The sequence below is a fragment of the Dyadobacter arcticus genome (assembly GCF_011762185.1).
Classification (GTDB): Bacteria; Bacteroidota; Bacteroidia; order Cytophagales; family Spirosomataceae; genus Dyadobacter; species Dyadobacter arcticus.
Genome location: NZ_JAASQJ010000001.1, coordinates 485,427 through 511,574 on the forward strand (window position 1 = coordinate 485,427; position 26,148 = coordinate 511,574).

General features: G+C 45.3%; 17 protein-coding genes. 6 read left to right on the forward strand and 11 right to left on the reverse strand.

Annotation, left to right across the window (positions count from 1 at the left end; translation table 11 throughout):
• Positions 1-178: 178 nt before the first annotated feature.
• Genes FHS68_RS02140 through FHS68_RS02160 form a run of 5 tightly spaced genes read right to left on the reverse strand, consistent with a single transcriptional unit; the run spans position 179 to position 8,859 of the window.
• Entirely contained in the window at positions 179-2,401 is a 2,223-nt protein-coding gene (locus tag FHS68_RS02140) for a hypothetical protein (protein ID WP_167266822.1), read from the reverse strand.
• A gap of 14 nt (positions 2,402-2,415) precedes the next feature.
• Positions 2,416-3,588 carry a sialidase family protein gene (locus FHS68_RS02145; protein WP_167266824.1) on the reverse strand — a complete coding sequence of 391 codons (1,173 nt, stop codon included), beginning with the start codon at positions 3,586-3,588 and terminating at the stop codon, positions 2,416-2,418.
• A gap of 11 nt (positions 3,589-3,599) precedes the next feature.
• Positions 3,600-4,655 carry a polysaccharide deacetylase family protein gene (locus tag FHS68_RS02150; RefSeq protein ID WP_167266826.1) on the reverse strand — a complete coding sequence of 352 codons (1,056 nt, stop codon included), beginning with the start codon at positions 4,653-4,655 and terminating at the stop codon, positions 3,600-3,602.
• A 23-nt stretch (positions 4,656-4,678) separates the two neighbouring features.
• Positions 4,679-6,937, reverse strand: a complete 2,259-nt coding sequence (locus FHS68_RS02155) for a ligand-binding sensor domain-containing protein (RefSeq protein WP_167266828.1) — start codon at positions 6,935-6,937, stop codon at positions 4,679-4,681.
• Entirely contained in the window at positions 6,934-8,859 is a 1,926-nt protein-coding gene (locus FHS68_RS02160) for a PfkB family carbohydrate kinase (protein WP_167266830.1), read from the reverse strand. The genes FHS68_RS02155 and FHS68_RS02160 overlap by 4 nt, the downstream gene beginning before the upstream one ends.
• Before the next feature lie 456 nt (positions 8,860-9,315).
• Here FHS68_RS02160 and FHS68_RS02165 point away from each other — a divergent pair, with 456 nt between their 5' ends.
• The gene (locus tag FHS68_RS02165; protein ID WP_167266832.1) at positions 9,316-9,855 is read left to right on the forward strand and encodes an RNA polymerase sigma factor; all 540 of its coding nucleotides are present in this window, start codon (positions 9,316-9,318) and stop codon (positions 9,853-9,855) included.
• An 80-nt stretch (positions 9,856-9,935) separates the two neighbouring features.
• Here the strand turns inward: FHS68_RS02165 and FHS68_RS02170 are convergent, their stop codons facing one another.
• On the reverse strand, positions 9,936-10,553 hold the full coding sequence (locus FHS68_RS02170) for a hypothetical protein (protein ID WP_167266834.1): 618 nt from the start codon (positions 10,551-10,553) through the stop codon (positions 9,936-9,938).
• 86 nt (positions 10,554-10,639) lie between these two features.
• Positions 10,640-11,479: a prolipoprotein diacylglyceryl transferase gene (gene lgt / locus FHS68_RS02175; protein ID WP_167266836.1), complete on the reverse strand. Its 840-nt coding sequence runs from the start codon at positions 11,477-11,479 to the stop codon at positions 10,640-10,642.
• 50 nt (positions 11,480-11,529) lie between these two features.
• On the opposite strand from lgt, the gene yidD reads away from it, so the two are divergent.
• Complete coding sequence (yidD, locus tag FHS68_RS02180; protein ID WP_167266838.1) at positions 11,530-11,739, forward strand: membrane protein insertion efficiency factor YidD; 210 nt, start codon at positions 11,530-11,532, stop codon at positions 11,737-11,739.
• 2 nt (positions 11,740-11,741) lie between these two features.
• On the opposite strand, the gene FHS68_RS02185 is transcribed toward yidD, so the two are convergent.
• Positions 11,742-12,695, reverse strand: a complete 954-nt coding sequence (locus tag FHS68_RS02185; RefSeq protein WP_167266840.1) for an AAA family ATPase — start codon at positions 12,693-12,695, stop codon at positions 11,742-11,744.
• 11 nt (positions 12,696-12,706) lie between these two features.
• Positions 12,707-13,570 (reverse strand): peptide chain release factor N(5)-glutamine methyltransferase, encoded by an 864-nt coding sequence (gene prmC / locus FHS68_RS02190; protein WP_167266842.1) that lies wholly within the window; start codon positions 13,568-13,570, stop codon positions 12,707-12,709.
• Positions 13,571-13,661: 91 nt separating this feature from the next.
• Between prmC and ribD the strand changes: the two genes are divergently transcribed.
• Positions 13,662-14,729 (forward strand): bifunctional diaminohydroxyphosphoribosylaminopyrimidine deaminase/5-amino-6-(5-phosphoribosylamino)uracil reductase RibD, encoded by a 1,068-nt coding sequence (ribD, locus tag FHS68_RS02195; RefSeq protein WP_167266844.1) that lies wholly within the window; start codon positions 13,662-13,664, stop codon positions 14,727-14,729.
• On the opposite strand, the gene FHS68_RS02200 is transcribed toward ribD, so the two are convergent.
• A complete protein-coding gene (locus FHS68_RS02200; protein WP_167266846.1) occupies positions 14,726-15,499 on the reverse strand; it encodes a shikimate dehydrogenase family protein in 774 nt (257 codons plus the stop codon). The two genes, ribD and FHS68_RS02200, sit on opposite strands and share 4 nt — an antisense overlap.
• 248 nt (positions 15,500-15,747) lie before the next feature.
• Here FHS68_RS02200 and FHS68_RS02205 point away from each other — a divergent pair, with 248 nt between their 5' ends.
• Together FHS68_RS02205 and FHS68_RS02210 are read left to right on the forward strand one after the other, a co-directional pair.
• Positions 15,748-21,144 (forward strand): S8 family serine peptidase, encoded by a 5,397-nt coding sequence (locus FHS68_RS02205; protein ID WP_167266848.1) that lies wholly within the window; start codon positions 15,748-15,750, stop codon positions 21,142-21,144.
• 83 nt (positions 21,145-21,227) lie between these two features.
• A complete protein-coding gene (locus tag FHS68_RS02210; protein ID WP_229211744.1) occupies positions 21,228-22,214 on the forward strand; it encodes a nucleoside hydrolase in 987 nt (328 codons plus the stop codon).
• Between the two features lie 17 nt (positions 22,215-22,231).
• Here FHS68_RS02210 and FHS68_RS02215 read toward each other — a convergent pair whose 3' ends face one another.
• Complete coding sequence (locus FHS68_RS02215) at positions 22,232-23,338, reverse strand: acyltransferase family protein (protein WP_167266850.1); 1,107 nt, start codon at positions 23,336-23,338, stop codon at positions 22,232-22,234.
• A gap of 196 nt (positions 23,339-23,534) precedes the next feature.
• Here FHS68_RS02215 and FHS68_RS02220 point away from each other — a divergent pair, with 196 nt between their 5' ends.
• A complete protein-coding gene (locus tag FHS68_RS02220; RefSeq protein WP_167266852.1) occupies positions 23,535-26,138 on the forward strand; it encodes a family 20 glycosylhydrolase in 2,604 nt (867 codons plus the stop codon).
• The last annotated feature ends 10 nt before the right edge of the window (positions 26,139-26,148 follow it).

A 26,148-nucleotide genomic window follows, 5' to 3' on the forward strand; every position in this document is an offset into this window, starting at 1 on the left:
AGCCTCTATCATACACAAGCCACTTGCCGTCTGGTGAAAAATTATCGTTATTGTCCAGATCGTGTTTGTAGATCAGGTCATGCGTGATTTGTGTTTCTTCAAAACAGAATGCTGGTCAGCCATAAATATCGGTACTAACAGAAGATAGATAAGTGTCAGAAAGCCGGGCATGGCGGATTTACTTTTGGGGACCGCTGATTATGCCCAGGTATCTTCCCATCCAGTAAGGTAAAAGCCAGATATCACCAGCACTGTGCTCCGAAGTACCATTGCCCCCACTTCTATCGAGACTAAACATATTTCCGTTGTGCCGCTGAACCGGCCGCTCGTCAGGCGGAAGCACTTCCTTGGTTGTCTGCTTACGGAAGTTGGGTTCAAGCAGCTCAATATCCTTTCTGTGACTATTTTTAATCACCCAGTCAATCAAATCCAGCGGATGTTCCCGCAGATACCAGACTGCCTCATTCAAATCAAATTCTTGTGTGCCCGTTAATGCGGTGAAAATGTTCCAGGCCCCTTCTTTCTCAGGTCGTTCGGCCTGCCAGTGATCGATGATCTGAGCCTTGTATTTGGCTTTAAGCGTATCATTGAAAGCGTAACGGTAAAGTCCCCAGTAACCCACAAAATACATTTCGTCATCAGAGTGGTTCCACCCGTCAGACATATGCTTTGCATGTTCGTCTGCATCCGCAGGTGCTTTTCCGATCACCTTCATCGAGCGCATCATGTTTTCCAGATAACCGTATTTGGTCATCAGTTCAAATGCTTTTTTCTTGTATTTTTCTTTTTTGGTGAAATGATAGGCAGTCTGAAGCATACCGATAATGTTGGACGAATTCAGTTTCCTATCACCCACATTAATTGGAAATGAATTGACATACTCAGGATTCCATTTTCCCCACATCGTAGGCTTGCCATCAAAGTCAATCAGGTACATATCGTTTTTGAGAATATGCGACATGACGGTATCAATCAATGCAATCGAACGCTTCTTTAACAAAGGATCGTCAACCAATTCAGCCATGGCCCCAAAAGCGAAAATGTGTCCGATTACCTCGTCGCTGCTGGTGGTCGATTTCCAATCCCATTCTTTTTCGGGAGAATGCTGCCAGCGCTCAGTGTCATGCAGCTCTTTAAGATGCCCGGATCGCTCGAAAGATCTTGCAGGAAAGCCTGGAACAGGATTTACAGTATACAATCTTTCCATAGCGTCCATTGCGTCACGGCAGTTCGCCAATGCTTCGGGTGATTTGGTAGCTGCATACCTGAAAATTTCCCCTCCCAGATACATCGACGTCCATAACCCGTCATTATCCGAATCCTCCATGTATCCTGTTGACAAGTTACCATGGTCCATTTTTACCAATGCTGCATTGAACCCGTTTCTGATATGTCTCTGCCTTACCTGATCCTCATAAAGCATCGCTTTGTCTTCCAATGTCATGGATTTGAACACAATCTGGCCAAGTCCTTTCGTAGTTAAAATCAGTACGGATTTATTCGGGCCTGCGGCAATGTCCATAACATGGTTTCCCGGAAGCCAACGCTCACCATAATAGTAATCGAACTTCCCGTACGGGCGAAGGGCAAATGCTCCTTCATTTGAGCCAAACCAAATTTTACCATTTACTTCTTTGATTGCAGTGATGTTGTTTACGGGAAGTTTTCTGTTGACCAATCCGGCTTGTTTTCCTGAGGCAATGTTGAATGTAAGATAACCGTCTGTGGTTCCAATTATAACATTGCTTTCCTTGGACGTTAAGTCAAAACAGGTAAATCCGGCTCCGTCCAACCGTTTAGTTAGTTTTTTATCTTTTACTGAAATGGAATACAGCGACTTCTTGCCCAATATCCAAAACTGATCGACAGCGCTCTGAAAAGCAACTGCAATTACATCGTCATCCGTCAGTTTACCGCTCCAAAGATTTTGGGAATCTTTGATCAACTGTAAAGATTGACCGTCAGAGATCAGAAACGTCTGGTCTCTTCCACCAGCCATGATATTGGCTTTGGGCAGGGAATGCTTTGAAAATAAGGTACCAGCCCAGGCATTGCTCAGGACAACCGAGTCGGTCAGGTAAGTAAATTGGTTTTCGTAGGATTTTAGCGCGGATATCTTTTTGTATTTCAAAAAACGATAGGAATCATCCGGGACAATTTTACCAGGATACAAAAACTGGCCATCGTAGGTATGTTGGAGGCCTTCCTTTGCGAGGATCTGAATGTTGCCATTGCGATCAGAACTGACCTGCATGAGCTGGGCTTTGGTGCTATCCGAGTAGTATTTTATGCTATAATCCTGTTGGTATGGCTTGTCTTTGTATACGGGTTGGGCGCATATATTGGATACGCAAGAAATGATTGCCAGAACAGTCTGGAAGAGTGATAATGATTTTCTCATTTTTTTAGGTTAGATCATTTGTTTGGATCAACGACCACATACTTTATGGATTTTTTGCCTTTTTCGGGATGGTGCGAATAAGTCATATGCAGTAATCCGTCATCGGTTTGGATCAGGGAGGGGTAGGAGTACCCGCCTTTTTTAGTCTTGTCATCTTCAATATAAGTTTTCCATTTCCAGGTATTTCCATCGTCGTCCGAAAGCATTAACCTGAGCTGGTAACGCCCATCGTCAATATCATTTCCAAGGAATGCCCATCTGCCATCTTTTAAAACCAACAATTCTACGCTCGCTGTATTGGGAAGATCAAGCTTTTGGGTTGCTTTCCAGGTTTCTCCATTGTCTGATGATTCGCTGATGTGTACCCGTGTGGGTTCGTCACCGCTATCCCGCATGTAGGCGACCAATGTGCCATTTTTCTTTTTGACGATGGCCGGCTGAATCGGCCCACGGCCTACTATCGGCAACCCAGGTCTCCATGTATCTCCGTTATCTTCGGAAATCGCTGTCATCGAGAAGTTGTAGCCGTCGGAATAAAGAGGTAGTACAATTCTTCCGTTTTCCAATAAAAGTGGTTTGATACGTGTCATCCAGCCAATGCTGCGTTTCGGGGCGTCTTTGCTGGCCTCTATGATCATTTCGTCATATTTGGCAGCATAACCAGCCCATCCGGCTGTATATTCAGGCAAGTCCTTGAATTTTTTCGCCACCTCTTCTGCGAAGCGCTTATTTGGTTTTAATAAAATGTTATCCTGCCAGTTCCAGACTGGTGGGCCATTTTTGCCGTAATCAGTTGATGTCCTGAAACGTAAAATAGATTGTTCCCAAAGATTGGCCTGAACGGCGATCCATACGAGAAACAACTTGCCCTGGGCATTAAGGAATAGAACCGGGTTGCAATCGGGAATGTTTGGTGTATCGGCCATGAGAAATGGTTCGCTCCACTTATTACTTCCTTTTACCAGTCTGGCACCCATGATGCGAACATCATCCTCGGTACGTTCGCCGCTTCCCTGAAACCAGGCCGTCAAAAAATCTCCATTGGGCAGACTTACAATGCTACTGCCATGGACATGCTTTTCCTGGTGCGGGAAAATCAACATTTCGCGTACCACAGCGGCTTGCTGTCCGAATAGCACTACGCGGAAACCTAAACTTATGACCAATGTTACAATCAATTTCCTCATCCTCAATTTGATCATTTTGCTTTTTTTCTTCTCTCCAGCATTTCCGTCCAGGTCGTCTGAATAATCCCTTCCGATTTTATAAAATCTTTCAGGTCCTTATCCATCATGGAAAGCATATCGGCATATCGTGAGCCGCCCGAACCACTGATATATTTGAATTCCTCCGTAACATCGCTGCTATGGACAATGATCATTGCGACCCCAGGCTGCATCCTGCCCAGCATTTCTTTCAGTTTCTGGACTTTATATTTTCCCCACTGTTCAGGAGTTACGTTCGCTCCTTCTGGCTTCCAATCGCCGCTGATCGTATGCAGGTCATCGAGCACTGGTAAGCCTGCGCCCCATATTTTCTGACCGACCGGGCCTGTCTGTTTGGTAATTTCCGGATCCGGCAACTTCGTTCCCTCAGTCCACTTGCCTTCCGATTTTAGTTTTTTAATGATTGGGTTGTTAAGCGATTCCTTCAAAAGCGTATTATTTCCGCCGGTGAACATCACTGGGATACCGTATTCTACGCCAACCTTAATATATCGCTCCAAATAAGGGGTATGCGCGAAAAGAGTTCCCATATGTGAATCCATGTGTGTTGGTTTCAAACCCAGTTTCAATGCACGGGTCAGTTGCGCCCGAATTTCCTGTTCTACTTCATCCGGGCTGGCATTTTTTATCACCTGGTCCACCTCATGCCACATGCAACTTTCCTGATCCACCAATCCAGGAGAATTTGCAATGCCACTCAAAGGCGGCCAGCGGTAATCCTGCCACTCAGAAGTTAATGTAAGGTGAAGGCCGGCATCCATCTGCGGATTGGCGATGGCAAATTTGGCAAAACTGGCTGCCCACGGGCAGGGCATCATAATGCTGCATGAAGTAGCTACGCCATTTTGAACAGACTTCTTAGCGCCTTCATTGGACGAATACGACATTCCGGCATCGTCCACATGGAATATCACGACTTTGGCCCCTTTTGGCCAGCCTAATTTTTCGGCGTAGGTTTCCGCTGTTTGTGCATTGCTCTGGTTCATAGATAGGAACAGCATGTTAATAACCAGTATTAATCGCTTCATATTCTGCCGTTTTTAAAAGTTAATCATTTGGATATCATTCCCTGATATCGCCCCATCCAATAAGGCAGCAGCCAGAAAACGGGTTCTCTTTCCACCTGCGGATTTCCTCCCGCCAATGTCCATGGATTTTTGTCCCAGCGAACCGTCATCCGGATAGTTGCCGGCTGTAATTGGTCTACCTGTTCGTCTTCCATTACTGGAGTCCGCACAATGCGAAGATCTTCTCTTTTGCGATGGTCAATGGGCCAATCGACCAGGTCCAGCGGGGTATCGATGAGAAAATCGATGGAGTTGGAGAGTTCTGCTTTTTTATTCAGGCAGTTGTTGTATATAAAGTTGATCAGCGGATTATGGTCGTCTTTTCTTTTGATGAACCATTCTTCCAGGTGCGCTTTATAAAATTTAACCCGTTCCGGATCTTTTTCGCAATTGATCAGTATAGGATAGAGATAGGCCTGCAATACTACATCAAAGTAAATCAGCCAGGCTGGGTTCTGCTTGGTTACATCAGCCATGTTTTCAAGATAATGCTCCTTTTCAATCAGGCGCAAATATTCGGTTTCATACTTTTGATTACCCGTCATGAAATAGGCCAGCTTGATAAAAGCCAGCATTTCCATCGAATTTTGGTTGCGGTCGGGCAGCCATTCCGGGTCGCGGTTGAGTTGGTCGGGCGACCATACCGACCAGCGAGTGGGCGTACCGTCAACATCGACCAGATTCAGGTTATGCGCCATCAGGTAGTCTACAATTTTGGCGACATGGGTAGCAACTACTTTCTTTTCGGCGGCGTCGGCAACGAGGGTGTAGTAATAAAAATAGCCAAACATATGTCCGCACATTTCATCGCTGCTGGTATCTCCCTTCCAAAGCCATTTTCCATCTTTGGATGGATGCCATCGAATTTCTACGGGTTTAAATCTCGGCTCTTTCACCAATTCATCCGCTTTTTCACGCGGAGTAAAAATCCTGTTACTGTCATGCATATGCCCCCAATTGGCTGGGACAATGGTTCTTGCGAAAAATCCGTCTGTATCGGTCACTTCCTGCAACAGCTTCAAAAATCCAAATCCTTTCTTTGCATTTTCTTTCGCTTCCGGATTTTTGGTCGCAGCATATCTGAAGCTCTCCATTGCAAGGTAATTGCCCGTGTATTCGCCATCATTGTCGTCATCCTCAGGCTCCCAGGAAGTTGTATCGCCGGGAATTTTCAAATGCGCCTGACCCGCAATCCAGGGAGCGCGAATGTGTCTTTTCATTAATACATCAAAGAAAAAGTCATTCTTCTGAGCCAGCGTCATTTTTCGTTTCCTGATCGCGCTTACACCCATAGGCGTGGCAATCCAGGCGGTTCCTTCCTGATCAAATGCGATGCTGTTCACCTGATCATCCATCAGCCACCGTCTTGAAAAAAGCAATGAATGGCTGCCATCCGGCCGGAAACGAACGATGCCTGCCTGGGTGCCAACCCACATGGAGCTGTCCGGGGAATGTCTCACCGCAGTAGCATATGTCGAAGGTATCCCATCGACGGACCGCAGTTCCTTTTCTTTTTTCTCTTCATTTTGAATAGTAACACCCCCCAATCCTGCGATCCAGAGTTTGCCGCTGTCGTCAATTGCCAATCCCTTGGCGTATCCACTAATCAATGCATCAGTTTTGTAATAATGATCCGTCTTTTGTTTGGTCCAATGATATAACCCCACATCTGTTGCAATCCAAAGTCCTCCGTTTTTATCAGAAATGACATCTCTGACGGACTTGGCTATGCTGCTTTGCACTTTCATGAACCCTTTGCCTTCTTCTGCCCAAAAACCTTTTGGCCCGAGTGCATAAATCGCGTTTTTTGTAGCGCAAATGGCAGATATAGGACCTTCCGGTCCTGACATCTTCACTGGTTTGCCATCCTGGATTTTAAAAAGCCCATTCCAGGTTCCAAGCCACATTGCCGTATTTTGGTCTTCTGTAACCGTATAGGCCGGGCCGTCATCTTCGCCAATAATAACTTTAACCCAATCTCTGGAATCCTTTTTCTTATTGAAAATACCCGCTGCGGTAGCGATCCAGATATCCGAATTATGGTCTGCTGTTATATGGCGCACCTCGTTCTCGCGAGCATCCTGACCCACAAGGTAAGCATCATGGTATTCCTGCCAGAAAGGCTTGTCCTGATAAAAAGCATTTTCTGCATCCATTTTCTCCTCTTTTCCGCAAGAGCTTAAAAGGGAGATTATTATTAGAAAGCAGAATTGGCTTTTAGTCCTGCGAGGGAGGTTTCTCATGCCTCGGCGTAGTTAATGCTTTCCTGAAACAACAGGTTGATCAGTTTCTTGTATTGCGAAAAATCAGGGATCAGTAACTGGGCGCCAGCTTTCACAAGACGAGGACGTTTGGCAGCATTATGCCCGAAACGCTGCACCTCATTGCTTGTAATGCCGACGGAAATTCCTCCTGCCCGCCTGCCTTCCCTAATCTCATCGGGGCCGTCACCAAATACAGCCAATTCGTTGCCATTCAGATTGTTGTCATAAATGATTTTTTCGATGATCATTTTCTTGGAAAACTTGGTATAATCCTTCAACGCACCATAAATACCGCCATTGAACAGATCGGCATAACCCAGCATTTCCGCTTCATTTCTCACATCCTCAGCATCAGTGCCGCTGGCGAGATACATGGTGACCCCTCTTTCTTTTAATTGATAAAGAAAAGCCACAGCTCCTTTCATCGTATAATCTTCCTGCCCAAGCTCCCCATTCACAAGCTTCTCCATTCTTTTGTTGACCATTTCCATCAGGCCGTCATTATAGAGTTGCTTATACTGAAACTTATCCAGTATCTGATCCTCAGGCACATACCCGAACTCGCGTACCAGGTTCACAAGGCCTTCCATCTGGTAAATGGTCTGGATACCCGTTGTTTTATGGATAAATAACTTTACATCTTCCCGGATCTTATGAAAAGTGCCGGCATCAATGCTATCATATTGAGATCCCAGGATGGATTTCATCATAACGGGTTCCATGATCTCCTCCCAACCTTGCCTTAACGAGCTGATTGTACCATCGTGATCGAAAACGGCATGGCGTATATGTCCGAGTTTTTCGAGTACTTCGGGTGCGCAAAGTTCGAAATCGGTATCAGGGTAATAAACAGCATTTCGTTCGTTTTCGGCCAGGTCTGCGTTGAATATGAGATCCGGATCTTTGCTAATGTTGAGGATTTCTTCCGGATTTGCAGTCCCGGTTGTATACAATTTCTGTACAGTTACTGCCGCTGCAAAATTGCCAAAACTGGCAGCTTCTTCCGGAGAGAAACCCGCGGCAAGGCAAAGGCTGATGGAGCTGATGGCGGTATCGCCGGCTCCAACGGTATCGAGCTTATTCTTCAATTGCAGCCCTAATATTTCGTGATGACCATTTTCGTCAAAAGCGATAATACCTCGCTCGCCACAGGTTACAAAAACAGGTTTTTTATATTTATCAAAGATTTCCTGACCATAGCGTTTGACATCGGCAACCGGGACATTGGTACCCGGATTCACCTGCAAGCCGGTTAGCGAAGCGATTTCTCTGTCATTGGCTTTCAGAAAAGTATGCTCGAAACGATCATTGAAATGACGTGAATCCAGCATGACCATCTTGTTGCTGTATTTTGCAAAAAGCTGATTGGCTCCATCTATAAATGATTCATTATTAATGCTCCCGGTTACCTGCTGGTTGAAAATAAGCGCATCGTATTGTTGTAATGCATTTTCCAAAGCATCGAGCAATTTTTGGTCTGTTTCAGTACTTCTCCGATTATATACACCAAAATCTATCCTCGGCTCTTCTTTTCCATCTACCAACCTTTTCAGATAGTTGTAAGTGTTGAAATGATCCTTTTGTATGAAAAGCGATGAAGTATCTGCCCCCAGGTTTTGAAGCTGTGTCGTCAGCTCTCGTCCCTGCATATCATTTCCCACTGTTCCAATGACTTGAATGGAGGCAGGTTTCAGGGCTGCAAGATTCGCGACAACATTTCCTGCGCCACCCGGTGTATGGTAATGCCTGGCGACTGTTTCCGTCCAAAGCCCTGTTTCAATGGACATTTCGGAGCCGGAGTTATCCATCACCCAATAGGAGTCGAGACAAAAATCGCCGTAGACAGCGATCTTAACAGAAGAAATTTTTTCGAGAATCTGAAGAATGCGGCTTTGATCCATGGGCTGTAACCGGACTGGATTTGTGATTTTAGATACCAATGGTTGCTTTTCGGGATATATACTCTTTATGATGTTCGGTAGGCTATTCGATACGGCTACAATATGTAATTGTAATTAAATTATTACCTCTCGAAAATTTGCGCAAAATGAAGATAATTTTACGCAGTTTGCGATTTAAGAATGAGGATCTTCTCGTAGTTTTATCAAACAATTTAAGACACCGCTCAAAAGAAAACCCTGAGTATCAATTACAGAGCAAAATTTTCGGTTGCTGTCCCAGCATTTTAAACAACTTTATTTTTTCTCAATACACGTAACTATCAGTCGGATAATAACGAACAGAGCGCTAAGCTGACCTGTCAAAAAAATTGTATTTAAAGAAGAATTATAATACTTTTTGGTATATCGATCATTTGCTAATTGAAACCCTTTACCTATAAGTAAACCTCTACCACCGTGGCATGTCCTGACGAAAGTATCATCAGAAAAGTGATGCAAGGCGATGAGTCGGCCTTTGCAGAACTCTACAATTATTACAAAACCCCCGCATTGCGATTTACTGTTTCGTTATTAAAAGACGAGGAGGAAGCCGAAAATATGGTGCAGGACGTATTTATCAAGATTTGGGTAAAACGGGCCCAGATTAAGCCAGACTACAACTTCAATTCCTACCTCTTTACATGCCTGAGAAACATGGCTTTCGATCATTTCAAGAGGATTGAGAAGAGCGAGCAACTGCGCAGGTACTATATGGAGGCCATCAGGGCAGCTGCCGAAGAGGAGCGGGAAGAAAGTGAAAGAAGACTTGGCCTGGTTCTGGCAGCGGTTGATTCACTTTCCATTAAAAGGAAACTGATCCTTAAACTGAACATTGAGGAAGGCAAATCTTACCAGGAGATTGCTGAATCTCTGAGGATTTCAAAAAATACAGTTAAAAACCAATTGGTGAAAGCAAAGCAAATCCTGAGAGATAAAGTTGATTTTGCTATGGTCTGAAATCAGACTAACAGATGGTGCCGCGATATTTCTAAAACCACAAAAACAGGAGCTTTACGCTTCTGTTTTTGTTTTATATCTTATTTGAGGTCGCTCAACTTTGCCAGATCAATTTCTTTGAGAACATCTTTCAACTGATCTACGGTAATATCATTTCCATCTATATTAACGAGGTAACGATCTCCTACCAGCACATTGATCTCACCAGATTTACTTTCATTGTCATACTTTTCAAAAGCCTTGTAGCCGTCTATTTTGGTCGTTTTTTCGTAGCCTGTGGTTGTTTCCTTATCAATTTCTGCCATGGACCAGGCTGCAAGTGCCATTGTTGAAACGCCTGCAATGCCTCCTGTATCTACAATTTCAATGTCAATCGATTCACCATCATCCCCTTTGTATTTGCCCTCTGCGGTCGAGACTGTAAATCCCATTGCGCCGGATTTCTCACCAGTTGCTTCTGTGCGGGCCAGGCCGCCCGCTTTTTCCGGTAATAACTCTTTGAGCTTGCGAAAATCGATGGGATCTACGGTTTCACGATTACCGATTTCTTTCGCTTTATCTGCAAATGCCTGCAAGGCGTCGGCGGGGCTATCGGCTTCTTTGGCTTCCTCTTCCTCCCTTTCTTTTTCCTTATTGCCGCAACCGCTAAAAAGCAATGCAGCCGAAAGGAAGATGACGTGAATAGATGATGTTTTCATTCTGAATATGGATTGGGGTTTCGTTCAATTTTCTGTTTAATTTAATCAAAACAAAACATTCCGGATTACTTACTTAGTCTAAAAAGCTATTTATGCCATACCACGTTTTCAATCGGGTTTCGCCTGGATTGGATGATAAAATAAATGCCCAGAAGTACAGCTGGAATACTCAGGATCTGGCCCATATTCAAAGCATAGTTGTCTTCAAAAGCTTCCTGGTTTTCTTTCAAAAATTCGTACAAAAAGCGCAACGTGAATACCCATATGAAAAACACACCGACCATTAAGCCTCTCGGCGTTGCAGCTTTATACTTGTTCCAGATCCAGAGCAGTACAAAAAACAGAATGAAGCAGGAAATGGATTCATAAAGCTGTGCCGGGTGGCGGGGTATCTGCCTGAATTCTGTATTTAACTTGAAAATGAATCCCCAGGGAACATCAGTCGGTCTGCCGACAATCTCCGAATTCATGAGGTTTCCAAACCGGATAAATGCACCGGCCAGCGCGACCGTGATCACCATTCTGTCGGCGACCCATAAAAACGTTTGTCCGGACGCACGCCTTGACCTGGCATAAAGCCAAAGTCCTGTGACAATACCTATTATAGCACCATGACTGGCAAGGCCCGAATACGGGGGAATAATGACTTCCAATGGATTTTTAAAAAGAACTTCGGGCTCGTAAAAAAGGAAGTGGCCCACTCTTGCACCAATGACGGTTGCAAGTACCATATATAATGTTAGCGCATCAATATCTTCGAGCGGCTTCCCTTCTTTTTTGAAAATATGGATCATAATCTGTTGCCCGATCAGAAAACCTCCGGCAAAAAGAAGCCCGTACCAGCGCACGGGAAAAGGACCAAGACCGAAAAATTCAGGGATAGTAAAGATTTCAGGACTGGCGTCCCATAATATATAGGAAATCATGCGTAAGTGATGTTAATTGTCAAATATACTACTTTGGGACAAGAAGAGAAATGAAATTTTTACTCATAGGGTTGGTCCGGATTTACCAGGGAGTGCTGTCGCCTTACCTGCCAAATTCCTGTCGATATACGCCCACTTGCTCCCAGTATATGATCCAGGCTGTACATAAGCACGGCGCTTTAAAAGGCGGCTGGCTTGGTTTAAAACGCTTTTCCAGATGTCATCCCTGGGGAGGCCACGGCCATGACCCGGTTCCCTGAACTTACCCTATCGCCACTTTTCTGAGAATGGAATCGATGATGGTGGTGGTACGTACGCCGTCCGCTTCCGCCTCATAATTAAGCAGGATCCTGTGGTTCATAATATCCGGCGCCAATTCCTTGATATCTTCCGGTAACACGTAATCACGGCCTTCCAGGTAGGCCAGGGCTTTGGCTGCCCGGTTCAGGTAAATGGTCGCTCTTGGCGAAACGCCGAACTGAATGTAGCGGGCTTCTTCCCGTAAACCGTAATCCAATGGCCGACGGGTTGCGAACACCAACTCTATAATGTAGCGTTCGAGCGTATCCGAAATGTTGACTTTGTTGACATTGTCTTGGATCGCAAAAATGTCCTCCTTGTTCAATATGGCCCTGATCTTATATTCATAATTAATGTCCGACATGCGGCGCATAACTTCCAGTTCTTTGGCTTTGTCAAGATAATCGACATAAACTTTCATCATGAACCGATCGATCTGGGCCTCCGGGAGCGGGTAGGTGCCTTCCTGTTCGACAGGGTTTTGGGTGGCGAGCACAACAAAGGGGCGGTCGAGGAGGAATGTTTCATCACCGATTGTTACCTGCTTTTCCTGCATGGCTTCCAGCAAGGCGGATTGTACTTTGGCAGGCGAACGGTTGACCTCATCAGCCAGGATGAGGTTCGAAAAGATTGGCCCTTTTTTTACTTCGTAATCACCGATTTTCGGCTTATAAATCATGGTGCCGATCAAATCGGCCGGTAGCAGGTCGGGAGTAAATTGAATACGTTTAAAGTCAAGATGCAATACTTTGGCCATGACATTGATGGTCAGGGTCTTAGCGAGGCCAGGCACGCCTTCGAGCAAAATATGGCCACCGGTAAAAAGACCTATGAGCAGGCGGTTCAGCAACTTATCCTGTCCCACAACAACCTTACCCATCTCGTCCAGAACCTCTTTTATTTTTTCGATATACATGTATTCATTTTTTACCTGCCCCAGATCGCCCTTACAAACCGGTCTTTTCCGTGAATATCACGCAGGATTTCGACATTTGTGTAATTTCTTTCTTCAAAAACCTTCTTCGTCTCCGCACCGAAATGCTCATTGATCTCCACATAGCATTTGCCGCTTGATTTCAGGTAATGCATTCCAAAACTTGCGATGGCTTTGTAAAAGAGCAATGGATCGCTGTCCTCTACAAAAAGCGCCTGATGCGGTTCAAAACGAAGGACATTAGGCCGCATATGCTCCTGCTCAGAGTAAGTGACATACGGGGGATTGCTTACCAGACAATCGAATTGCATAATGTTGCCTGGAAGCGGAAACGTCACATCTAACATATCCTGTTTAGCGAAAATGACGTCTGCAATGAGCTGACGGGCATTTTCTCTGGCAACTTCAAGCGCGTCGTCAGATACATCCCAGGCATGGACGGATACGTGAGGCAAAAAACGGGCAAGAACGATGGCGATGCAGCCGCTGCCGGTGCCGATATCCAGGATGGAAATGTTCTTTTCAGGCTCCGCATAATCACGGGTTACCATTCTGACAAGTTCCTCAGTTTCGGGCCGTGGTATCATAACGGAAGAGGATACCCTGAATTCCAGTCCGCAAAACTCCGTAGACCCGATGATGTGCTGGATGGGTTCGTTGTTATTCAGGCGTTCGATAATATTTCCCCAGTCAGGTTGAGCAGTGTTTTCAGGAACCGGGCGGTCAACGAGAACATCAATGTTGCGGAGCCGCATATAATGCTCCAAAAGCATAAATGTGAGTGCCTGGGCTTCTTTTTCGGGATATACTTTGATACTTGTTAATATATATTGATATAGCTGGCGTGCCGAAGTCATTTTCAATGATTTTTATTCCAATGTCGGAAAGTTAGCAAATTATGGCAACTCCCGAAAGTTGAGTTTAAAAGGACGTTTGTATTTTTGCCGCATGGAGACGGACATTCAATGGATGAGCAGAGCTTTGCAACTGGCTGAATTTGGCCGGGGAAAAGTCAGTCCTAATCCAATGGTCGGCTGTGTCATTGTGGATGACGACCGCATTATCGGCGAAGGCTGGCACCGTGCATATGGTGGCCCTCATGCCGAGGTTTGGGCTATTTTAGATGCCGAGCAAAAAGGAAATGGCCATTTATTATCCGAGGCGACGGCCTTCGTTACCCTCGAACCGTGTTCACACCATGGTAAGACGCCGCCCTGCGCAGACCTTTTGATCAGCAAAAAGCTCAAAAAGGTTATTATTTGTAACCTTGATCCTAACCCGCTTGTTTCCGGACAAGGCATTTCGCGGATGATGAATGCGGGTATAGAAGTGCACACAGGATTGCTGGAATCGGAAGGCCTGGAACTAAACAAGCGCTTTTTCACCGCGATGAACCTCCAAAGGCCTTATGTAATATTGAAATGGGCAGAAACGGCTGATGGATTTATTGGGCATTCGTCAGGGGGGCCTCTTACTATCAGCAACGCGATGTCCAGCGTACGGGTGCATCAGTGGCGTACTCAGGAAGATGCAATTTTGGTCGGGTTCAAAACAGCATTAGCGGATAACCCGCGATTGAATGTGAGACATTGGGCCGGAACGAATCCAGTAAGAATTGTTTTAGACCGACATTTACAATTGCCGAAACAGCTAAATCTTTTTAATGGCTCTCAGGCCACAATCGTTGTCAATTATCTGGAAAGCACGCCGGTGGGCCCTGATCCTGAACGGTATCGTGAGGTGCCGATGGTGGCTTACCAGCAGATAGACGCGGGGAGCGATGAGATAGCTCAATTGTTAGGCGGCCTCCATCAACGAAAAATTCAATCTGTATTTGTAGAAGGTGGCACAGCCGTAATCAATGCGTTTCTTGAATCAGGGCAATGGGACGAAATCCGTCGCTGTCAGGGTACATTGCGAATTGGCGAAGGAGTTATTGCACCGACGCCAAAAGGCATTCTTACTGGCTCGGAAAAGGTTCAGAACGATCTCTGGACCTATTTTTCCAGAGTTTAGATGCTCCATAAATTGTCTTCGGTAATCCATATGTCCCAGGCTTTCTCAGCCTGCAACTGCAGCATTTTGAGACCGTTCTGCAGGGCCGCGCCTTTTACGTGTCCATTTTTCAGGAACAGCGTTTCAGCTGGATTATATACGAGGTCGTAGAGGTAATGCTTCTTTGTAATCCATTGGTAGGGGATTTCAGGGCATTCCGCTGTATTTGGAAATGTCCCCAGCGGCGTAGTATTGATGATCAGAAGATATTCATTCATCATATCTTCGGTAAGCTGTTGATAAAGAATTGAATTGCTGCTTTTCTGACGAGAGACCAATTTAAATTCTACATGAAGATCGTCGAGCGCCACCATGACTGCCTTCGCCGCTCCGCCATTGCCAAGCACGAGCGCCTTAAAGTTGGTGCAAACCTCTCCACGCTTGTCGAGCCATTCTACAAGCGACTGGCGGAAACCGTAATAATCTGTGTTAAAGCCTTTTGTGCTGCCGTCGGCATAAATCTTAATGGTATTTACTGCTCCAATTCGCTCGGCAGAAGCGTCGTCGAGATCATCAAGATAGGCAATGACTTCCTTTTTGTGTGGAATTGTGACATTCAAGCCTCTCAAATCAACGGTTTTCTTCAGAAGCGCTGGTAGTTCTTCCAGAGACTTCATCTCAAAAAGTTCGTAACTGCTTTCTTTAATCTGTTCTCTGACAAACTTATCTGTGAAATATTGCTTAGAAAATGAGTGTGTAAGCGGAAATCCTATTAAACCGTATAAATCCATAATGGCTGCAACTTTAAAAACGCAAAGTTAAGAGAGTGCTCAGGTTATTACAAAATACTATTCTGACCTCATTTCACGCATACCGACGGTTAGTAATATCTACTACCATCCTAGTTTTACAATTTATGTAGTATTTGATCAACTAGTTGTTTAATTCATTTGTAAAACATTAAACTATAATCGAATTAATTTGGATATTATCTTCAAATAAAGTAGAATTACCTAATTACACACATGTTCGATTTGTTATGGACTGGAAGCATTTCTACAATACCCTGCTCATTTATTTTTTAGTTTCCGTTTCAGTCAATGCACAGGAAACCAAGGATTATAAGGTACTACTCAAAAGTGGCTCCTTTACGCCGGAACGCAATATTTCAACCGGAAAAGTCAGAACAATGAGGTCTGCTGATCCAGGTTCAAACCCTGGGCAGAAATCATTTGTATTAATCCAGTTTGAAGAAATTCCTTCTGAGGCAGAGAAGGCGGATCTTAAAAATGAGGGGATTGAACTACTGGAATATATCCCTAATAACGCCTACACTGCCACGATAAAGGGGAATTCAACATTCAATGCCCTGGCCCGCGCAAAAGGGCGCTCCATTATTGAATTATCGGCAGAACAAAAAATGCAGAGCATTCTTGCCAATGGCCGGATCCCGGCATATGCCATGAAAAGTCCGGGAAATGTCGATATCTGGATCAGTTTCCCAAAAAGTTTCAGGTTTGAAGAAATTAGAGATAGCTTGAAAGCCAGCAACTTCGAATTAATTGCAGAGACTTATAAGGAGCATCAGATACTTGCATTAAGGATCCCGGTAAGCCGGTTAAAAGAGTTGGCGGCCAGGCCATTTATTCAATATGTACAGGCAATTCCGCCCGAAGACAAACCATTTAATAACAGAAGTACTGCAAATGGGCGAGCGAATGTGCTGAGCTCCTCATCGTCAATAGGTCGAAATCTTAGTGGCGAAGGCGTCGTAGTAGGGATCGGGGACGATGCGAATCCATTGCTACACATTGATTTTAATAATCGCCTGATCAACCGCTCGCCGGTCGAGGCGGGTAGCCATGGTATTCACATCATGGGCATTTTGGGTGGAGCAGGCATTATGAACGAGCGTTTCAGTGGCTTCGCCCCTAAGTTAACCTACGTCGCACAAAGCTTTTCCAATATCATTTCGAATGCACCCAATTACAGCCGTGACTTTGGAATGGTCGTTACCAATAATTCGTATGGTGGGGACGTAAGTACTTGCGAAACATTTGGCGTTTATGACCTTTACTCGTACATACTAGACCGTCAGGCATTTCAGATGCCCTATCTTCAACATGTGTTTGCGGCCGGTAACAGCGGAGCTTCTACTTGTACGCCGTACACCGCCAACTTTGCCAATGTCCTGAGTGGTTATCAGTCTGCGAAGAATGTAATCAGCGTGGGCAGCACCTCCGAAGCAGGTGTTGTAGCCGGTATTTCGAGCCGCGGCCCTGTGCGGGACGGACGCATCAAACCGGAAATAACCGCCATGGGCTCTTCCGTGATGTCAACTTTTCCGGTGAATTTGTATGTGAACGGAAGTGGTACCAGCATGTCGTCGCCTGCCGTCGCGGGTGGACTTGCGTTGTTGTACCAACGCTACCGTCAACTTTTTAGCCAGCAAAATCCGAAAAATGGGTTGATGAAGGCGCTAGTGATCAATGGAGCGACAGATAAAGGAAATGAAGGCCCTGATTACACTTATGGTTTTGGCTGGCTCAACTTGTTAAGGTCACTCAAAATGCTCGAATCGGGAAGCTATCGGAATGATTCTCTGGGAAATCAGGAAACGAAGGAGATTTCGATCTCGATACCGTCCAATACCGCTCAGTTGAAAGTAATGCTTTATTGGAACGATCCTGCGGCGGCCATTTTGGCACAAAAAACCCTGGTTCATAACCTGGACCTGAAAGTGATCAATCCATCCTCAACCACCATTCTTCCAAGGCTTCTCGACTCAGCACCATCAAAAGTGAGCCTCGTTGCTGGAACAGGCGTGGACGACGTCAATAATCTTGAACAGGTGGTGATTGACAATCCGGCGGAAGGCGACTATAAGATTTCTGTCAAAGGAACTTCCATAGCCCAGAATCCGCTACAGGAATACTTTGTCGTTTATGACATTATCCCCAAATCCATCACCCTGACCTATCCGATTGGGAACGAACACCTGAAAGATGCCGACGCTGTACTGATCAGCTGGGATGCGTATGGCAATGTGTCCAGCACATTTACAGTACAACTTAGTTTGAATGACGGAGAAACTTGGAGCAACATCGGCAATAATCTGGCTGCGGGCTTGCGACAGTTTTCCTACACTATTCCGGCAGGTACCATATGTGAAAAAGCAAAAGTTCGAGTAATACAGAATAGCACAGGAGAGCAAAGCACAAGCGATGCGTTCACTATTATCGGCGTTCCAACAGTTACACTTTCATCGCTGCAGTGCGAAGGCTACATTGCCATAGACTGGACCGCGGTTACAGGGGCCACGGATTATGAAGTGATGATCTTGAAAGGAAATGAGATGGTTTCCGCGGGTTTAACCAATGCAACCAAGTATGTTTTTAGCGGTATGCTGAAAGATTCGACCTATTATGTTTCTGTGAGGGCAAGGATCAACACCCGCGTAGGCAGAAGGGCTGTTGCCATCTCACGCAGGCCGGATTCGGGAACATGCCAGGGAAACATTTCCGATCATGATTTTAAAATTGAATCCATCCTGACGCCCATAAGTACAGGTCGGGCCAACACGTCGACACAATTGGGCAGCTCAATTTTTGTTAAGATAAGAATAAAAAACCTGGACGATGTGGACTTGAACGAACCGCTCGACGTCGGTTACGAATTCAATGGTACCACCATTCCCATCGAAACCATTACCCCTTTTATTGAGAAAGGAAAAACCTATGACCACACTTTTTCGGTCGGGGCAGATCTTTCGAATGTCGGGGATTATACTTTCAAAATATATATCCATAATGCCAGCGATCCTGTTTCCGCCAATGATACATTGATCAAAACATTCAGGCAACTTGTAAATGACCCTATCTCTCTGCCATTTCTCGATGACATGGAATACCTACCCAGTCAAGCAGTTGTAAGTAATCAGATAGGCCTCAAAGGCGATGGGCGGTATGATTTTTCATCCACAACCGACGCAGGCAGGATCAGAACGTTTGTCAATTCAGGCATTGCTTTTTCTGGTCAGAAAGCGCTTACACTGGACGTTAACCGATATTTTGCCAGCGGGAATGTTAATTACCTCGAAGGGACGTTTAACCTCTCCGCATTTGACATTGAAGAATCAGATATCCGCTTAAATTTCCGCTATAAAAACCATGGACAAAAAACCAACGCCAATAACAGGGTATGGATCCGTGGAAATGACACCGATCCCTGGATTGAGGCTTATGACCTGTTCGCAAATCAGAACCTGGCCCAGGACGGATATAAAATGCCCAGAGGTATTGAGGTAAGTAATTTATTATCCATTAACAGCAAGAATTTCTCTTCCAGTTTTCAGGTTCGCTGGGGTCAGTGGGGTAAGTCGATCACTGCTGATTACGCAACCGGGGGCGGTTACACCTTCGACGACATTGAAATTTATAAAGTCGTCGATGACATTCAAATGGTGGGGTTGCTGTCGCCAGGCACAGAAAGCTGCGGCTTAGGCCCCGAGGAATCGGTCACCATTAAAATCCGTAACAGCTCAGCAAAAGAGGTGGCCAGTATTCCCATTGTTTATCAACTGGGCAATGGAGATGTCGTGCGGGATACAATTCCCTCAATCCCCAAAAGGACTACGATCAATTATACATTCGATATCAAGGCCGATATGTCGCCATTCGGATTGCGACAGGTCAAAGTCTGGTCAGCATTGGAATCAGACAGTTACCACGATAATGATACGGTGACTGTATTAATCAATAACGCGCCAGTCATCAGCAATTTTCCATATCTGGAGGATTTTGAAAAAGGGAATGGTTACTGGATTTCAAAGGGAATAAACAGCTCGTGGCAACACGGAACGCCTGTTTCAGCACTAATTAATATGGCGCCGAGCGGAAGTAAAATATGGAAAACCAATCTGGCTGGCGGTCACAACGACAGAGAGGAATCGTACCTATATTCACCTTGTTTTTCAGTAGGCGGGCTTAACAATCCTACATTAAGTTTCAGTGTAGCCTTAGATTTTGAAGTTTGCGATCCAACACCCTGCGATTATACATACCTTGAATATTCCGGAGACGGCGGGCCATGGACGAGGCTGGGTGCGATGGGGCAGGGGACCAATTGGTATAACAAAGGTTATTCGGGAGGCGCATGGAGCATTCAGGGAAATGTACGCTGGCATGTTGCGAGCATTCCGCTGCCAACCGGTTTTGCAAGTGTGAAAATTCGTTTTGTAGTCATTTCCGACGGCTTCACGCACAGGGAAGGAATTGCGTTGGACGACATTCATGTTTATGACAAAACCAACGCCATTTACGACGGTGGCACAACGGATGTGCCGGTGTCCATGAATGTACCGGGCGGCAAAGATTGGGTGCATTTTGTGCAAAACGGACAACTTATTGCTTCTATCAATCCCAATGGACAAAGTCTGGGCGACACGCAGGTGCAAACATACATCAACACTTCCAGCGTCAGGAACGCCAATTCTCAGTATTATCTTAATAGAAATTTCGCAATTAAACCTGCAGTTGCAAATCCCGCCGATTCGGTTACTGTGCGGTTCTACCTTCTAGACTCTGAAAGCGATGCGCTCATTAATGCGACTGGTTGTAATGGTTGCATAAAACCGGCTAATGCTTACGAATTGAGTATTTCCAAATACCGAAATCTTGACAGAAGTAAGGAAGACGGCTCCTTGGCAAACAGTACCGATGGCGGTTGGTCATTTCATGAGGCATCTGAAATTCCAATGGTGCCTTATGACAAGGGCTATTATCTTGAATTGCGGATCAAAAATTTCTCTGAATTCTGGATCGCCAAAGGTTTTGTCGGTAATGGCAGCTCTTTGCCGGCTGAGCTGATCAGTTTTGATGCAAAAAGAATATCTGATGGGGAGGGTGGCAATAATGTGATGCTGGATTGGGCAACTGCCTCAGAAGAGAATTTCGACCATTTCGACATTGAAGTGGCCTGGGGCAATGAGGCTTATCGACAAAACAAATTTATGATGCTCGATAAGGTAGCCGGAAACGGTGGTCTGAAACAAAACAGTGCTTATCAGTATTTAGATCAGGAACCTGCGAAATCCGGCGTGCGCTATTATCGCCTGAAAATGGTCGATAGCGACAGTACATATACCTATTCCCGGGTCAGGCCAGTTGTTTTTGATGAAGCCACCGAATGGACTGTTTATCCTAACCCTTCCAAAGGAATGTTCTATGTCAATTATCAGGCGGACGAGGGGAAAGAAATTTCGGTAAATATATATGATTTGAAAGGTCGGCTATACCGTAAAAGCAGCTCCGTGGCAAGCGGATTTTTACAACGGAATAAAATTGACTTGTCCGGTGCTGAATTTTCTCAGGGGTTATATGTGGTAGAAATTGTAAAAGGGAAGGAAAAACAGGTATTTCAGGTATTTAAAGATTAAAAAATTGCGTCAACTTGCAGCAAATCGGCTGGTTTAGACGAATCATATCTTTGGTTACCAATCTGAAAAAGCCCCTTCCAACAATGATGATGCACAAATTTATACTTGCCCTGTCCCTTTTTGTTTGCGTTGAGACCTTTGCCCAAACCACTGGCAGATCTTCCAATACCCTCATTCTTGATACAGATATCGGCCCAGATTATGACGACGTGGGCGCGATGGCTGTGATGCATGCGCTGGCAGATAAAGGCGAAGTAAGGCCGCTGGCGGTCATTGCTTCCAATAAAGATGAGCTGGTTGTACCCGTTATCGAAATTTTGAATACTTACTTCGGCCGACCCGAGCTTCCCACCGGAGCGCCAAAAGGCAATGGGGCAAGTTACGGCGCTATCCAAAAATGGCCCGCAATGCTCGCTGAAAAATATCCACACAAAATCGCCAAAACATCGGACGCCCCCGATGCGGTAAAAACGTACCGTGAAATCCTCGCCAAGCAGCCCGATCAAAGCGTTACAATCGTTACCGTAGGCTTCCTGACTAATCTTTCTGACCTTCTGGATTCGAAACCGGATAGTTACTCGGCGCTTTCGGGGAGCAGTTTGGTTAAGAAAAAGGTTAAACACCTTGTGGCCATGGCAGGGGCTTTTCCGGAAGGCCGCGAATACAATGTCTATGCGGATTCTATTTCATCTGCCAAAGTATTTGAGGAATGGCCGACAGAGATCATTTTTAGCGGATTTGAGATTGGAAAGCAGGTAAAAACAGGTTTGCGGGTTATTGCAAATGAAAAATTGAACAGCCCGGTGAAAGACGTTTTTGCAATGGCGATGCCTATGAGTGAGCAGGACGCCCAAGGCCGCATGAGCTGGGACCAGACGGCTGTGTTGGTTGCAGTGCGCGGAACCCTTCCTTATTTCGGGTTGAAAAGAGGCAGGATCATTATTGAGGGCGGGAACAATAAATGGCGCGACGACCCTATGGGCCCGCATGCGTATCTTACAGCAAACATGCCTTTTGAACAGATAACCGCATTGATTGAAGGGTTAATGATGTGGGAAGGCAGGAAATAATAAGATTGATCTTCCTATTATAGCTTGATGAAAATCTTTCTCTTGTAAAGGATGTAGGCTGGGATAAAATTGATGCAGACGAAAAAGACGGCATAGATCATACTGGCCAGCCGCGGATCCATGCCAGCTTGCGACATGAAGCTTACTGCAATTTCATTAAGCGCTTTTCCACCAAATTCGAACGTGTAAAAGAACAAGGCAAGGATATCGGCGAGCACATACACTGCAATTGCATTGGCCCCGAAAATCACACCCGGCGCGATTCCTTTTTTCCTGCCTTTGATATCGATGATAAAATACAATGTGCCGAAAAGCATGGAAGCAAAGCCGGAGGTAACGAGTACGAAAGAGCTTGACCATAAATTTTCGTTGACAGGAAAAGTCAGGTTCCAGAAATAACCCGCAGCAGCAACGATTAAGCCGCTGGACATGAGGTAGTTGCTCGTTTCATTGGACGTCAGGCTGGTGAGCATCAGCCTTCCTGCCAGCATACCGGTAATCCCCGTTACTATGGAGGGGAATGTGCTCAAAATACCTTCCGGATCCCAGTTGCCCTGCCACATTTTACCAGGTAAGTATTGCTGATCGACCCAGGCAGCCAGGTTATTACCTCTTTCCAGCATCACTTTTCCCATTCCAGGAGTGGGGATCAGTACCAGGGCCAGCCAATAAAGTATTAGAATGCTGATTCCCAAAATAGCCTGCTGTTTCCAGGTGGTATTAAGAAACAGGATCGCGCAGACCAGAAAGACGATGGCAATGCGGTGCAATGTGCCGGTATAACGCAGGTCGGAGAGATTGAAATGGGGCATCATATTCAGGAACATGCCCACTGCAAATATTTTAAGCGAGCGGATGATGATCTTTTTATATAAATCGCCTTTCGGACCGGATATGGACAAACGTTTGGAGTAAGCAAAAGCAATGGAAACGCCGACAATGTAAAGGAAAACAGGAGCGATCAGGTCCGTGAATGTCAGCCCGTTCCATTTGGTATGGCTTAATGTAGAAAATACAAATTCCTCACTTCCAGGGAAATTGACCATGATCATGGCGGCGATGGTGAACCCCCGCATTGCGTCAAGTGAGAGCAATCTTGAAATTGGGCCTGGCTGTTTTTCCATTTTGATCCGTTTAAGGACTTAATACGGCCTTATGGTTTGGAAAGGCTATCAACGGCAGAATTAATTGATTTCTCGGAGGGGAAATCCGAAAGACTAGTATATTTTGCCGACTTTTCAGTACTAATCATATCTGAGCCACCGTACCTTTCAGGAACCGGTTTATCAGAGCTCAAAACAATTTTGCTTCTTATACTTTATGAAAAGAACATTTCATTTTCAACTCTTCATTCTCTGTTTAATTTTTTTAATAAGCTGCGGCAAATCCAGTGAAGTAAGCAAGGAACAAGCCGAAAAAATAGGCATTTCCTGGAAACTGGTCAGCAATTTCATTGAACCGGAGGGTAGTTTTGAAGCGAAATTTACCATCAAAAATGGCAGTGATTTTGTATTGGATGGGAGCAACTGGAAATTGTTTTTCAGCATGTCGCCCCGCCCCATTCAAACCAATAAGACTCCTCAACCCGCTGTAATTGAGCATATCAATGGTGATTGGTACCAAATGATCGCTTCCAAGGATTTTAGATTAAATCCAGGCGATTCGATAACGATTAACTATACAGGTACGGAAGGTGTGATCAAAGAAACAGACGCACCGATGGGATTGTATTTTGTTTTTTATGATAAAGAAGGCAAAGAAAAAGACATTGTTCAGGTGGCTGATTTCACCGTCGAGCCTTTCACAACCAAGGAACAAATATTAAGAGGTACCCGGGATTTGATGGCGATACCAACAGCGGAAACGCGATATAAAGACAATCTGGCTTTTACAACATTGGGCGCCGATCAATTACTGAAAATCATTCCAAGCCCGGTGAAAATGACCTCCGGCGCGGGCACATTTACATTGACCAGTAAGGCGAATGTGTTTTATCAGGAAGGCTTGGAAACAGAGGCAAAGTTGCTGATTGAGAAATTAAAAGCGGTAACAGGTACTGATTTTCCAATTCAAAAAGGATCACCTCAAACGGCCTCGGCATCTGCACCGGCGATCGTTTTAAAAACTGGCGCGATGAGTGTAAACGGGATCGCCAAAGAAGCCTACAAACTACAAGTTGATCAAAATGGTGTAGCAATTACGGGAAGTGACGCGGCCGGTGTTTTCTATGGAGTTCAAAGTCTCCTGCAATTAATCCCGACCGAATCTTATGTTAAAAAGTCCGATTCTGTGATCCTGGGCTACGTTCAAGTAGAGGATGCGCCGCGTTTTCATTTCAGAAGCATGCATCTGGATGTTGGACGTAATTTCCAGACGAAGGAATCCATCAAAAGGGTTCTGGATCTGCTGGCTTCTTACAAGATCAACCATTTTCTTTTTTATACGGCGGAGGACGAAGGCTGGCGGCTTGAAATTGACGGTTTGCCGGAACTTACCGAAGTTGGTGCGCAACGTCAGCATATTTCCGGGATGAATGCACCAGCAATGCAGCCAAGTTATGGCTCGGGACCGGTGGCTTATGATAAAGGGAAACACGGAAGTGGTTTTTACTCAAAGGCTGATTTTATCGAAATATTGAAGTATGCAAATGAGCGACACATTAAGGTAATTCCGGAGCTGAATTTTCCAGGACATGCGCTGGCGGCGATCAAATCTATGGAGGCTCGTAATGCGCGTCTCATGAAAGAAGGTAAGGAAACAGAAGCCAACGAATATCGCCTGATCGATCCGGATGATAAGTCGGTGTACCTGTCTGCCCAGGCCTATAAGAACAATGTGGTTTGCGTGGCGCGGGAATCGACATATCATTTCTTTGAAAAAGTGGTGGATGAGATTGCTAAAATGTACAAAGAAGCTGGCCTGACGATGGATACATTTCATACCGGCGGCGACGAAGTGGCCGATGGCGTCTGGACAAAGTCCCCTATGATCGATAAGCTTTTGAAGGAAAATCCGAAATTGAAGGGGCCGAAAAGCTTGCAAACTTATTTCTTCGGCCGACTGTTACCAAGACTCGAAAAACGGAACCTGAAAGTGCACGGATGGGAAGAGATAGCATTAACAAAAACACCTGCTGGCGCTTATTTGTCTAATCCTGAGTTTGTAGGACATCCTGTTTTTCCATACATCTGGAACAATGTGTTTGATGTGGATTTGGGCAACCGCATGGCGAATGATGGCTACCAGGTAATCCTCTGCAATGTGACTAATTTCTACTTCGATATGTCCTACGACAATGATCCGAAAGAGCCCGGGCTTTACTGGGCAGGATTTGTTGATACGCGTGATATGTGGACATTTTCACCTTACAACATGTTCAAAACCACGGAAGAAACGGCCATGGGCAAGCCGATGAAAGAGGAATTTGTGGGTAAGCAATTGCTGAAACCGGAAGCCAGGAAGAACATTTATGGCGTGGAATCACAACTTTGGAGTGAAACGATCAAGGGCCGTGATATGATGGAATATTCGATTCTTCCGAAGCTGCTGGGCTTTGCAGAAAGTGCCTGGACGGAGCGCAAATGGGAGAATGTGGCTGACGATGCTACCCGTACCAAAATGATCCGGGAAGGCTGGAATGTTTTTGCTAATTCCGTGGCGCAGCGACATTTGCCTAGGCTGAGATACCAAAATGGCGGCTACAATTATCGAATTCCAATGCCCGGAGCTGTATTGGAAAACGGAGAGTTAAGAGCCAATGTTGAGCTTCCGGGACTGACGATCCGTTACACAACGGATGGTTCTGAGCCGACAGCCAATTCCACAGCTTATACCGCGCCGATAAGGTTAGTGGGAAAGATCAAGCTTAAAAGTTTTGATGCAGCGGGAACTGCCAGCAGAACAAGCGAGATAGCTGCAAAGTAAGAGGCAAAGC